Here is a 13767-nt window from a genome sequence, read left to right on the forward strand (position 1 = left end):
CTCAGACTGCGGATATGATGCTGCTTACACCAGGAAGGGGCGGATTTTGACAGAGATATCCATCGAACCGAGGGAGCTTGCCGGCTGGCCCGGCTCCGCGCGGTGCGGGTCTCCGGAGCCGGCTGCGGGCGATGCTCGCATTCCTTGCAAGCTGCTGACATCACGGCTAAAAAATGCCATCTTCATGCACCACGCGGCCGTGAAATCCAGCGCGCCGCCGGCTTTGCGTTCGGCGCCTGCCTTCACCGATACTCTCTTCCCGGGACGATGACGGCGAAGGAGGGCACATGACCGTGTCTAGAAACGCGCCGGCGCCGTCTGCATCCTCAGGGTCGCAGCCACACCGGCAGAACAACGACAACCGGGCCGATCAGTCCCGAGTGGAACCAGAATCCGTACCCATGCTCCAGAACACAACGCAGTCCAATTTACCGCGCGAACCGGAAGCGAAGCAGATCGATTACAACGATTCGATCCGCTCGACCTATTTCTCGATCGACGACCTGCGAGCATGCGGCGCGAGCCTCGCCGAAAAAGGCACATCCGCTCTGCCGGGCTTCTTTCCTTTCGAATTTCGCGCCCGCCACCGGGAGAACGAAAAGGAAATCCTGCGCGTCTACCGCGCGACCGCGGCCGACGTGGAAGCCGGCGCCTCGATCACGCCTGCAGCCGAATGGCTGCTCGACAACCACCACGTCGTCGAAGAGGCGACCCAGGAGGTACGGCGCGACTTTCCGCGCCGGTTCTACCGGCAACTGCCGACCCTCTCGGTCTCCGGAACCGTCATCCCGCGCACGATGGCGCTTGCCTGGCTTTACGTTGCCCATACCCATAGTACCGTCACGCGGGAAAGCATCACCGCGATGGTGGAGGGCTTCCAGGAGCACGAGACCCTCAAGATCGGCGAATTATGGGCGCTGCCGTCGATCCTGCGTTTCGTCCTCATCGAAAATCTGAGGCGCATCGCCATCCGCGTCGAGCGCTCGCGCGGCATGCGGCGGAAGGCGAACGAGGTCGCCGACCAGCTCATCCGGCTGAACGATCCGGAAGGCTGCCGGACACTTCTGGTGGAGTCCGAGGCGCTCGCCGCCGACAACACCTTCATCGCACAGCTCCTTTACCGCATGCGCGACGGTTCGCAGAGCTCGGGTGCCGTCATCGCCTGGATCGAGGAGAGGCTGGAGAGGCGCGGCACCGATGTCGAGGAGGCGCTGGTAGCGGAGCAGAACCGCCTTTCGTCCGGCAACGCGACGATGAGCAATATCATCCGCAGCCTGCGCGAGATCGACGACACGGACTGGGCCGTCTGGTTCGAAAGCGTCAGCAAGATCGATGCGACGCTGCGCGAAGGGTCCGACTATGCGGCGCTCGATTTCGGATCGCGCAACACATATCGCGACACGATCGAGAAGCTCGCCCGCCGCTCCGGCCACAGCGAGCACGAAGTCACGGAGATCGCGATCGAGATGGTCGAGGAGGCGAAGGCCGCCGCGGCCGTCGAAGCGCCTCTGCAGGAGCCGAATGTCGGCTCCTTCCTCGTCGGCAAGCAGCGCCTGGCGCTCGAGAAGAGGATCGGCTATTCGCCCTCGATCTTCCAGCACCTCATCCGGTCGGTGCGCAAGCTCGACTGGTTCGCCATAGCCGGGCCGAACATTCTCTTGACGATCCTGGCGATGATCGTCGTCTATGCCTTCGTCAGCCCGATGGATATTCCGAGCGGCGCGAAGCTGATCATGCTCCTGCTCTTCGCGCTGCCTGCCTCCGAAGGCGCGATGGGGCTGTTCAACACGGTCTTCACGCTGTTCGCCAAACCCTCGCGGCTCGTCGGTTACGAGTTTCTCGACGGAATACCCGAGGATGCACGCACGCTGGTCGTGGTGCCTTGCCTGATTGCCAAGCGCGACCATGTGGACGAGCTCGTGCGCAACCTCGAGGTTCACTATCTCGCCAATCCGCGCGGCGAGATCTATTTCGCGCTCTTGAGCGATTGGGCCGACAGCAAGTCGGAGGAGGCGCCCGCCGACACGGATGTCCTGGAATATGCCAAGCGCGAGATTGCGTCTCTCTCTGCCCGCTATGCATATGACGGGAAGACGCGGTTCTTCCTGCTGCACCGCCGCCGCCTCTACAACGAGGCCGAGGGCGTGTGGATGGGATGGGAGCGCAAGCGCGGCAAGCTGCACGAGTTGAACCTGCTGCTTCGCGGCGACCGCGATACCTCCTTCCTTCAGGGCGCCAACATGGTGCCGGAGGGCGTGCAATATGTGATGACGCTCGACTCCGACACGCGTCTCATGCGCGACGCGGTGACCAAGCTCGTCGGGAAGCTCTATCACCCGATCAACAGGCCGGTCGTCAATCCGAGGACACAGGAGGTCGTGACCGGCTACAGCCTCCTGCAGCCGCGCGTTACGCCGTCGCTCACCACCGGCAGCGAGGCCTCGGCCTTCCAGCGCATCTTCACCATCAATCGCGGCATCGACCCTTACGTCTTCACCGTTTCGGACGTCTATCAGGACATTGCCGGCGAAGGCAGCTTCACCGGCAAGGGCCTCTATCATGTCGACGCCTTCGAGGCTGCTCTCAAGAGCAGGATCGAAGAAAATGCGGTGCTCAGCCACGACCTTCTCGAAGGTTCCTATGCGCGTTGCGCGCTGGTCACGGACATCGAGCTCGTCGAGGATTTTCCGATCCGCTACGAGGTCGAGATGTCGCGCCAGCATCGTTGGGCGCGGGGCGACTGGCAGCTGCTGCCGTATATCTTCAATCCGAAGAACGGCCTGTCGATGCTCGGGCGCTGGAAGATGTACGACAACCTGCGCCGCTCGCTCATTCCGGTCGCCTGGCTCGCCGCCTCGGTCATGGGCTGGTACTACATGGAGCCGACCCCGGCGCTGATCTGGCAGCTCGTGCTGATTTTCAGCCTGTTCGTCGCGCCGACGCTGTCGCTGATTTCCGGGATCATGCCGCGGCGCAACGACATCGTCGCGCGTGCGCATCTCCACACGGTGCTGTCGGACATACGCGCCGCAAACGCGCAGGTCGCGCTGCGCATCGTCTTCATCGCCCATAATGCCGCGATGATGGCGGATGCGATCGTGCGCTCGCTCTATCGCACCTTCGTCAGCCGCAAGCTGATGCTCGAATGGCGCACCGCCGCGCAGGTGCAGAGCGCCGGTCACGGTTCGATCGGCGACTACTTCCGCGCGATGTGGACGGCACCGGCGCTTGCGCTCGTGTCGCTGGCGCTCGCCGCCATCTCCGATACGGGGCTGCCCTTCATCGGGCTGCCCTTTGCCCTTATCTGGGCCGCTTCGCCGGCGGTCGCCTGGTTCGTCAGCCAGTCCGCCGAGACCGAAGACCAGCTCGTCGTTTCCGAGGAGGCGATCGAGGAGATGCGCAAGATCGCCCGGCGGACATGGCGCTATTTCGAGGCGTTCGTCACTGCCGAGCAGAACTTCCTGCCGCCGGACAACTTCCAGGAAACGCCGCAGCCGGTGCTCGCGGAGCGTACCTCGCCGACGAATATCGGCGTCTACCTCCTGTCGGTCATGTCGGCGCGGTCCTTCGGCTGGATCGGTTTCGAGGAGACGATCACGCGCCTCGAGCAGACGATCGCCACGATCGACCGCATGCCGAAATATCGCGGCCATCTCTTCAACTGGTATCGCACGCGCGGCCTCGAACCGATGGAGCCGCGCTATGTCTCCTCGGTCGACAGCGGAAACCTCGCCGGACACCTGATCGCGGTCTCGTCCATGTGCCGCGAATGGGCCGAAGCGCCCTCCGCCCACGTCCAGGGCAATCTCGACGGCATCGGCGACGTCGCGGCGATTCTGAAGGAGGCGTTGAACGAGCTTCCCGACGATCGCAAGACCGTACGGCCGCTCAGGCGTCTGGTCGAGGAACGCATCGCCGGCTTCCAGAATGCACTTGCGGCGGTCAAGCGCGAGCGCGAATTCGCCTCCATCCGGGTGATCAACCTCGCGGTGCTCGCACGCGACATGCACAAGCTGACGGTCAATCTCGACCATGAGGTGCGCACGGTCCAGAGCGGCGAAGTGGCGACATGGGCGGGCTCGCTGGTGGCAGCCTGCGAGGCGCATATCGCCGACGGCGTCTTCGACCTAGGTGCCATCGAGGCTCTGCGCCAGCGTCTGCTGGTGCTCAAGGAGCGCGCGCGCGACATCGCCTTTTCGATGGACTTCAGCTTCCTGTTCCGGCCGGAGCGGCGGCTGCTGTCGATCGGCTACCGGGTCAACGCCAATGAGCTCGACGAGGCCTGCTACGACCTGCTCGCCTCCGAGGCGCGGCTGACGAGCCTTTTCGCGATCGCCAAGGGGGATCTGCCGACCGAGCACTGGTACAAGCTCGGCCGCCCGATCGTGCCGATCGGCGCGCGCGGTGCGCTCGTCTCCTGGTCGGGTTCGATGTTCGAATATCTGATGCCGCCGCTCGTCATGCAGGAGCGGCAGGGCGGCATCCTCAACCAGACCAACAATCTGGTGGTCCAGGAGCAGATCAATCACGGCCGGCGGCTCGGAACGCCCTGGGGCATTTCCGAGGCGGCCTTCAATGCGCGCGACCACGAGCTGACCTACCAGTATACGAACTTCGGCGTGCCGACGCTGGGCCTGAAGCGCGGCCTCGGGCAGAACGCCGTCATCGCGCCTTACGCGTCCATTCTCGCCTGCATGTACGATCCGAAATCGGCGCTCGCCAATCTGGCGCGGCTCCGGGAGGTCGGTGCGCTTGGGGCCTACGGCTATCACGACGCCGTCGACTTCACGCCGACGCGCGTGCCGGAAGGCCAGAAATGCGCCGTCGTGCGCAACTATTATGCCCATCATCACGGCATGTCGGTCGCCGCGGTCGCCAATGTCGTCTTCAACGGGCAGCTGCGCGAGTGGTTCCACGCCGATCCCGTCATCGAGGCCGCCGAACTCCTCCTGCAGGAAAAGGCCCCGCGTGACATCCCGGTCATGGCCGCCAAGCGCGAGCCGGAAGCGCTGGGCAAGGGGCAGGCCGATCTCCTGCGCCCCGAAGTCCGCGTCGTCGAAGACCCGATCAACCAGGACCGCGAGACGGTGCTTCTGTCGAACGGTCACTACTCCGTCATGTTGACGGCGACAGGGGCGGGCTATGCCCGCTGGAACGGCCAGTCGGTCACGAGATGGACTCCGGACCCGGTAGAGGACAGGACGGGGACCTTCATCTTCCTTCGCGACACGGTGACGGGCGACTGGTGGTCGGCCACGGCCGAGCCCCGGCGTGCGCCGGGCGAAAAGACCGTTACCCGCTTCGGCGACGACAAGGCCGAATTCGTCAAGACCGTCGGCGATCTGACAAGCGAGGTGGAATGCATCGTCGCGACCGAGCACGATGCCGAAGGCCGCCGGGTTATCCTGCTCAACACGGGCACGGAGGACCGGTTCATCGAGGTGACCTCCTATGCCGAGCCGGTGCTTGCGATGGACGATGCCGACAGCTCGCACCCGACCTTCTCGAAGATGTTCCTGCGCACCGAGATCAGCCGTCACGGAGACGTGATATGGGTCTCGCGCAACAAGCGCAGCCCCGGCGATCCGGACATCGAGGTCGCCCATCTCGTCACCGACAATGCCGGCAGCGAGCGCCACACGCAGGCGGAAACCGATCGCCGGCGCTTCCTCGGCCAGGGCCGCACGCTTGCCGAGGCGGCCGCATTCGACCCGGGCGCCACGCTTTCCGGCACCGACGGCTTCACGCTCGATCCGATCGTGTCGCTCCGCCGCGTCGTACGCGTGCCGGCGGGCAAGAAAGTGAGCGTCATCTTCTGGACGATCGCCGCCCCGGACAGGGAAGGCGTCGACCGGGCGATCGACCGCTACCGGCATCCGGAAACCTTCAATCACGAGCTCATCCATGCCTGGACCCGCAGCCAGGTGCAGATGCGCCATGTCGGGATCACCTCGAAGGAGGCCGCGAGCTTCCAGATGCTCGGCCGCTATCTCGTCTATCCGGATATGCACCTTCGCGCCGACGCGGAGACCGTCAAGACCGGGCTCGCCTCGCAATCGGCGCTGTGGCCGCTGGCGATCTCCGGCGACTTCCCGATCTTCTGCCTCAGGATCAACGACGACGGCGATCTCGGCATCGCCCGCGAGGCCTTGCGGGCGCAGGAATATCTGAGAGCTCGCGGCATCACCGCCGATCTGGTGGTCGTCAACGAGCGCGCCTCCTCCTACGCGCAGGACCTGCAGCACACGCTCGACTCGATGTGCGAGAATTTGAGGCTTCGCGGCCTTTCGGACGGCCCGCGCCAGCACATATTTGCGGTGCGCCGTGACCTTATGGAACCGGAAACCTGGTCGACGCTGATCTCGGCATCCCGCGCCGTCTTCCATGCGCGCAACGGCACGATCTCGGATCAGATAGCCCGCGCCACATCGCTCTACTCCAAATCTTCCGAAAAGAAGGAGGAGGGCGCCGAGATGCTGCTGCCGGTGATACGGGAGGCCGACGCGCGGACGGCGGTCGAACTCGATGGCGGCGACCTGGATTTCTGGAACGGCTTCGGCGGCTTTGCCGAGGACGGCCGAGAATATGCCGTGCGGCTGCGCGGAGGCGAGGCGACGCCGCAGCCCTGGATCAACGTCATCTCCAACGAGCAGTTCGGCTTCCATGTCTCCGCCGAAGGTGCGGCCTTCTCCTGGAGCCGCAATTCGCGCGACTATCAGTTGACGCCCTGGACCAACGACGCGGTCGTCAATCGTCCGGGCGAGGCGATCTTCGTGCGCGACATGGCAAGCGGCGCGGTGCTGACGCCCTATGCCGCACTGTCGCGGCGCAAGTCCGCCCTGTTCGAAACCCGTCACGGCCTCGGCTATTCGCGCTTTCTCAGCACACAGGACGAGCTCGAGATCGAGGCCATGCATACGGTCCACAGGACCTTGCCGGCCAAGCTCGTACGGCTGACGATCCGCAACCGCAGTTCGGCCGCGCGCAAGCTGCGCGTCTACGGCTATGCGGAATGGGTGCTCGGCAACAATCGCAGCCGTACCGCGCCCTTCGTCCTCAGCGAGTGGGACGAAAGCGCGAAGACGCTCGTCGCCACCAATCCCTACAGCATCGATTATCCGGGCCGGTGCGCGTTCTTCGCCAGCGACGGCGATATCGCCGGCTTTACGGCGAGCCGGCGGGAATTCCTTGGCCGGGCCGGAGGAATCCTCGCCCCGCAGGCAGTGATATCAGGCGCCGAGCTCACCGGATCGACGGATGTGGACGGGGATGCCTGCGCGGCGCTCGCGACGGATATCACCGTCGAGGCCGGCGTGGAGCGACAGGTCACCTTCTTCCTCGGTGATGCCGACAATTCCGATCAGGTGCGAGCCGTCCTGGAGGAACTCAGGGCGGACAGTTTCGGCGCCGCGCTCGAGGCGGCGAAGGCGTTCTGGGGTGATTTCACCGGAGTCGTGAAGGTGGAGACGCCCGATCGGGCCTTCAACCACATGATCAACCACTGGCTTCCCTACCAGGCGCTCGGCTGCCGGATCATGGCACGCTCGGCCTTCTACCAGGCAAGCGGTGCCTTCGGTTTCCGCGATCAGCTGCAGGACACGCTCGCCTTCCTCATCCATCGGCCGGCGCTTGCCCGTGCGCAGATTCTCAATGCCGCGGCGCGGCAGTTCGTCGAAGGCGACGTGCAGCATTGGTGGCTGCCCGGAACGGACGCGGGCGTCCGCACGATGATCTCGGACGACGTGGTCTGGCTCGCACACGCGGTTGCGCATTATTGCGCCGTCACCGGCGAGGAAGACATCCTCAAGGAGAAAGTTCCCTTCATCACCGGGCCGGCTCTGGAAGAGGGCCAGCACGACAGCTTCTACAAGCCGGATGTGGCCGACGAGGTGGGCGACGTCTACGAGCATTGCGCCCGTGCGCTCGATCTCGCCATTCATCGGACCGGTGCCAACGGTCTGCCGCTCATTCTCGGCGGCGACTGGAACGACGGCATGAACCGGGTCGGGGAGGCCGGGGAGGGCACGAGTGTCTGGCTCGGCTGGTTCCTGGCCGGCACCCTGCGCGCGTTCCTGCCCTACGCCCGTGCCCGGAAGGACAAGCCGCGCGTGGCGCTATGGGAGCGGCATCTCGAAGCACTGAAGGATGCGCTCGAACAGGCAGGTTGGGACGGCGACTACTATCGCCGCGGCTATTACGACGACGGCACGCCGCTCGGATCGGCGGAGAACGGCGAGTGCCGCATCGATTCGATCGCGCAATCCTGGAGCACACTCTCGGGAGAGGGCGACAAGGAGCGCTCGCTGCGCGCAATGGATGCGGTGATGGCGGAGCTCGTCGATCCCGAAAAGCGTATCGTCCGGCTGTTCACGCCGCCGCTCGAGACGACGAAGCAGGACCCGGGCTACATCAAGGCCTATCCCCCGGGCGTGCGCGAGAACGGCGGTCAATATACCCACGCGGCCACCTGGGTGGTGCTGGCATTCGCTGCCCAGGAGCGGGCGGAGGAGGCCTGGCGCACCTTCCGCATGCTCAACCCCGTGTCGCATGCTCTCAGCCAGGCGGACGTCGAGCATTATCGTGTCGAGCCCTATGTGGTTGCTGCCGATATCTATGGTGAGGGCGCGCTTGCCGGCCGCGGCGGCTGGACCTGGTACACAGGCTCCGCCGGCTGGCTCTACCGCGCCGGCGTCGAGGGGATCCTCGGCATCCGCAAGAGAGGCGACAAGCTCTTGATCCGCCCCGTCCTGCCCTCCGAATGGCCGGGCTATTCGGCCGAAGTGCGCGTCAACGGCACCACGCACCGGATTTCCGTCAGCCGCGATTCAAAAAGTGGTGAACCGGTCGTAAGTGTAAATAATAGTGTCACAAAAAACGCGCATGAAGGGGTTTTGCTGTAGCTGCCGGACTTGAAGCATGAGCTGAACCGGCTTTGTATCCGTCAGGGCAAGGCCGGTTTTTGTTTGCCCAGGTTCGTCATTCATTCATGGCGTCGGCGCGGCCCGGATTGTCCCGGCACGGCGGCGCCGGTTTCAACAGGGGTGGGGCGGGGCGCCAAATCCCGGATATCGACGCGCATGCTGCAAAAGACTTTTGAGGGCGGCAACGATCAGAGAGGGGTCGCCCATCCGGTGCCGACCGGGCGCGACACACGCCTCGACGTTTTTCGGGCCCTCTGCCTGCTGACCATCTTCGTCAACCATGTACCGGGCCAATATCTCGAATATCTGACGCACAAGAATTTCGGCTTTTCCGATTCGGCGGAGGCCTTCGTGCTGATTTCCGGCCTGTCGGTCGGGGCGGCCTATTCCGGCAAGTTCCTGGCCGGCGGCCGGCTCGCCCTCACGCTGAAGATATGGCGGCGCGCCCTGGCGCTCTACGTCGCGCACATCATGACGAGCGTGGTGACGCTTGCGATCTTCGCCGGCGGGGCCCTCTATTTCGGCCGTCAGGAGCTGATCGGCGAGATCAACATCCGGCCGATCGTCGAGCAGACGGAGCAGGGGATCGTCGCCATGGTGCTGCTCGGGCACCAGCTCGGCTACAACAACATTCTGTCGATGTATGCGGTGCTGTTCCTGCTGCTGCCCGGCTTCCTGTGGCTGAATGCCGTCCGCCCCAGATTGCTGCTCGCGTTTTCGGCGACGCTCTGGCTCGCTGCCGGCTGCTTCAAAATGGTGCCCTATAACTTTCTCGACGACGGCTACTGGTTCCTCAATCCCTGGTCCTGGCAGTTCCTGTTCGTGATCGGCATCCTGTGCATGAGCCATGTGCGGCGGGGCGGCAGTCTGCCGCGAAGCCCCTGGCTCCTTGGCCTTTCCGTCGCCTATCTCGCGATTTCCGCCTTCTGGGTGCTGTTTTCCTGGTGGAACATCGATCTCTCCTTCGGGCTGCCTGCGGTGCTGACCGGCTTCGACAAGACCTTCCTGTCGCTGACGCGGCTGCTGCATGTGCTGGCGCTCGCCTATATTCTCGCAACCGTTCCCGTCTTCAGCCGGCTGACGCGGGTCGGAAGCAACCACCCCCTGGTGATGATCGGGCGCCATTCGCTTGCCGTCTTCATCTTCGGAACGATCCTCGCAATGGCGGGCCAGGTGCTGCTTCTCGTCACCGACCGGGACCGGATCATCGGCACAATCTTCGTCATCGGCGGCATCGGCCTGCACTTCGCCTATGCCTATTACCTCGAATGGCTGAAGGAAGTGTCCGTGGCGCCGCCGCTGAAGGCGGCGTGAGGGATACCTTTATCCGCACGCAGGGAGCAGAGTCGCCCTGCCGCGTGCCCCAATTGGCGAGATAGAGGGGCAGGTCGAAGAAGCGTTCCATTAGTTCGTGAAGCTCGTCGCAGAGATCCGCGCCCGCGAGGAGAAGTCGCGCAGCATTCCCTGCTCGCCCTTCGTCAGCGACCTGTCGGTCGCCTGAAACTCGTAGAACTGATATTCACTCATTGAACGCAAGGTCTCCCGGAATTGGACGGAGCAGGCCCAGTGCTTTCCAGCGACGGACGAAAGTGTGTGCCGAGGGGCAGTCTTCTCCCGATCGCCGTGGAGGTGCAAGCCGTGGATTATCCCCAAGCGCTCCGGTCATGCCGCCAGCGCCGTGCGCCGAATGGAGCCGTCTTTCCCGGTCAACAAAAAATGCCCCGGAGCCGGGGCATTTCGTTGCAAATCCGGTGAGGCGATCACGCCGCCGTAAGGCTCTTGCGGACATCCTCGTCCGTCAGGATACCGCTGGCGCGAAGCAGCGCGGCGAAGCGGCCGTTGCTCTGGCTGAGTTCGTGGAAGCCGCCCATTTCCACGATCCGGCCCTGATCCATGAAGATGACCAGATCGGCTTCCCGTACGGTCGACAGGCGGTGGGCGATGATGAAGGTCGTCCGGTCCTTGCGCAAGGCGTCGATGGCATCCTTGACGCGGGCCTCGGTCTCGACGTCGAGCGCGCTGGTCGCCTCGTCGAGCACCAGGATCGGCGCATTCTTCAGGATCGCGCGGGCAATCGCGACGCGCTGGCGTTCGCCGCCCGACAGGCGGTTGCCGCGTTCGCCGACGACCGTGTCGTAGCCGTTGAGGCGGTCCTCGATGAAGTCGCTCGCGGCGGCGGCCTCGGCGGCGGCCATCACCTCGTCCAGAGAGGCGTCCTCACGGCCAAGGCGAATATTTTCGCCGATCGAGCGGTTCATGAGGCCGGCATCCTGGAAGACAGTGGCGATCGACCGGCGCAGCGACTTGCGGGTGACGGTCGCGATGTCCACGCCGTCGATGAGGATCTGGCCGTGTTTCGGCTCGTGGACCCGCTGCAGGAGGTTGACGAGCGTGGTCTTCCCGGCACCGGTCGGGCCGACGATGGCGATCGTCTGGCCGGCCTTCGCCTTGAACGAGACGTTGCGCACGCCTTGGGCCGAGTTTGCGAAGTCGAAGGAAATGTCCCTGAATTCGACCTCGCCGACGACACCCTTCAGTTCCCCGGCATCGGCCGGTTCCTCGCGGTCCTGCACGGAATCCTCGAGCTGGAAGAAGTCTTCGAGCTTGGCGCGGGCTTCGAAGATCTGGGTGGCGAAGGCCTTCATCTGGTCGAGGCGGCCGATCAGCAGATTGGCGAAGCCGATGAAAGCGATCACTTCGCCGACGCCGAGCTCGCCGCGCTGCACCAGCACGGTGCCGATGACGAGGATCGCCATCATCGAGATCGTCGATGCGATGCGGTTGAGGCCGCTCGCCAAAGCCCACCAGTCGAGCACCGGATACTGGGCCGACAGCAGGCGCTGCGTGAACTTCTTCAGTTCGCGCGTTTCAGCCTCGATCCGATTGTAGCTGTGAACCACCGAAACATTGCTGATCGAGTCGGACACGTGCGAGAAGACGGTGTGGTAATGGCCCTCGACGGCAGCCTGGCCCTCCTTCGTGCGGCTCATCACGACCTTGCTGATCATCACATAGGCCGCACCGAGCACCACCAGGATGAGCGACAGGCGGACGTCCATAGCAAAGGCGGTCGGAATCAGAAGCATGAGCGCCACCGCCGTCGCCAGATGCTGCCGCATGAATTCGAGCCAGAGACCGAAGAGCGTCTCGCAGGCGCGCAGCAGCGTATGCAGCGCATTGGAGGTGCCGCGCTGGCTGTGCCATGAGAGAGGCATCGAGACGATCCGGCCGAAGGCTTCGGTCAGGAGCGAAGCGCGGCGACCATGCGCGAGACGGTCCGCCTCGCGGGAGACGAGCACGAAGGCGATCGTATTGAAGACGCCGAAGCCCGCCCACAGGAGCAGCATCGGCGCGACGTCCTTCTGTGACGAGATCGCGTCGATGATTCGGCCGAACAGAATCGGCTCCGCAATGGTGATGGCAGCCAGGACGATATTGGCTATGACGATCGCCCCGACGCGAAACTTGTGGACAGCAAGATACTGAAGCGCTCTTGCATACACCTGAAACAAGGACACTGTCTCACCCCTTTCGGGTATCGGAATTGGCGCCGCAACGGCACGATGCGGCAATGCGTTGCGTCTTGAACCGACGGCAAGGATGATCTTCATCCACCTTGCGTGCCGGCAAAGCCGCGGGTGACGGCCTTTGCGTTCTTCCCAAAAAACGCGGTAGACGGGGCGGATCAGCGAAAAGAATCATCCGATACCATGGGAGGGTTGGCGGGATGATTCATCGTTAGCTATCTTGATGCCTCGACTCCGAGTTTTTGCAGGTTTCCTGCAAGACCGGGCGTGATATGAAGAATTATCGCGGTTGCAACATGAATGGCTTCTGAACGGCGTATTCACATGGCCTGGCGGGTTGCGCGGCGCGTTTTTGATTTGAGGATGCTCTATGAATATTACGTTGCTCGTACAGTTTCTGGCGCTACTGGAAGAGATGAAGACGCGCGAGGAGATCCTGCCCGAGTTCGAGCGCCTGCTCGACCGCTGCGGTTTCGACTTCTACGGCATCGTGCGTCAGCCGAAACCGCACGAGAATCCGCTGAGACTTCTTCTGGCCGGACGCTGGCCGGAGGGCTGGCCGCAAATCTACATCCGCAAGAAATACGTCGTGATCGATCCGACCATTCGCTTCCTCGGGCATGCCCAGCGCGGCTTCCGCTGGCGCGACACGCTCGTGGCCTTCCGCTCGGACCCGCACCGCAAGCGCATGGAAAGCATGATGGTCGAGGCGCGCAATCACGGCCTCTTCGACGGCTATATCTTTCCGGTCCACGGCCGGCGCGGGCTCATGGGCAACCTGACCGTGGGCGGCCGGGTGGTCGATCTTAGCCCGGTGGAGTTGAGCCTTTTCGACGCCATCGCCAAGCGGCTGTTCTGGAAGCTGCTCGAACTCACCGATCCGGAGATCATGGCGGAACTCGTCTCGCGCGTCGAAGTCCAGATGACGCGGCGCGAAATGGAGGCGCTCCACTATCTCGCCGACGGAATGACGTCGAACGACATCGGCAAGGTCCTCGACATTTCCAGCCACACGGTCGACTGGTACATGAACGGCATCCAGGAAAAGTTGAAGGCGAAGAACCGCCATCACGTCGTGGCGATCGCCTTCCGCCTGGGACTGATCTCCTGACGGCGCCTCGACCGGATTCGAAAGGGGTCGCGCTCCCTCCCCTTCATTCCTGTGCCCGTCACAGGAATCCAGCCAGCCCAAGTCCTGCAGAAGTTAGAGCGGGATGCGGGCGGAAAACCGCACACTTTTCCTCATCCCGCTCTAGGCTGAAAGGACGTGTTCCCCGCCGCAGACGCGGCGGTGCTGGCTCCCTGTGACAAGCACAGGG

6 protein-coding genes are annotated in these 13767 nt (G+C 63.9%); 3 read left to right on the plus strand and 3 right to left on the minus strand.

The genetic code is table 11. The features are described 5' to 3' along the window. Positions 1–24: 24 nt before the first annotated feature. Positions 25–246: a hypothetical protein gene (locus M1D43_RS13805; RefSeq protein ID WP_003535216.1), complete on the minus strand. Its 222-nt coding sequence runs from the start codon at positions 244–246 to the stop codon at positions 25–27. A 155-nt stretch (positions 247–401) separates the two neighbouring features. Between M1D43_RS13805 and ndvB the strand changes: the two genes are divergently transcribed. Together ndvB and M1D43_RS13815 are read left to right on the plus strand one after the other, a co-directional pair. Beyond that, positions 402–8900, plus strand: coding sequence for a cyclic beta-(1,2)-glucan synthase (ndvB, locus tag M1D43_RS13810; protein ID WP_420376735.1), 8499 nt, complete (start codon positions 402–404; stop codon positions 8898–8900). Between the two features lie 177 nt (positions 8901–9077). Further along, entirely contained in the window at positions 9078–10235 is a 1158-nt protein-coding gene (locus tag M1D43_RS13815; protein ID WP_027994093.1) for an OpgC family protein, read from the plus strand. A gap of 90 nt (positions 10236–10325) precedes the next feature. On the opposite strand, the gene M1D43_RS13820 is transcribed toward M1D43_RS13815, so the two are convergent. Both M1D43_RS13820 and M1D43_RS13825 read right to left on the minus strand, forming a co-directional pair. Continuing rightward, positions 10326–10448 (minus strand): hypothetical protein, encoded by a 123-nt coding sequence (locus M1D43_RS13820; RefSeq protein ID WP_272950221.1) that lies wholly within the window; start codon positions 10446–10448, stop codon positions 10326–10328. 233 nt (positions 10449–10681) lie between these two features. Then, positions 10682–12439 carry a glucan ABC transporter ATP-binding protein/ permease gene (locus M1D43_RS13825; protein ID WP_028004583.1) on the minus strand — a complete coding sequence of 586 codons (1758 nt, stop codon included), beginning with the start codon at positions 12437–12439 and terminating at the stop codon, positions 10682–10684. Positions 12440–12818: 379 nt separating this feature from the next. On the opposite strand from M1D43_RS13825, the gene M1D43_RS13830 reads away from it, so the two are divergent. Beyond that, a complete protein-coding gene (locus M1D43_RS13830) occupies positions 12819–13559 on the plus strand; it encodes a helix-turn-helix transcriptional regulator (protein WP_003535227.1) in 741 nt (246 codons plus the stop codon). Positions 13560–13767: the final 208 nt, after the last annotated feature.

The sequence above is a fragment of the Ensifer sp. R1-3 genome, assembly GCF_056739175.1.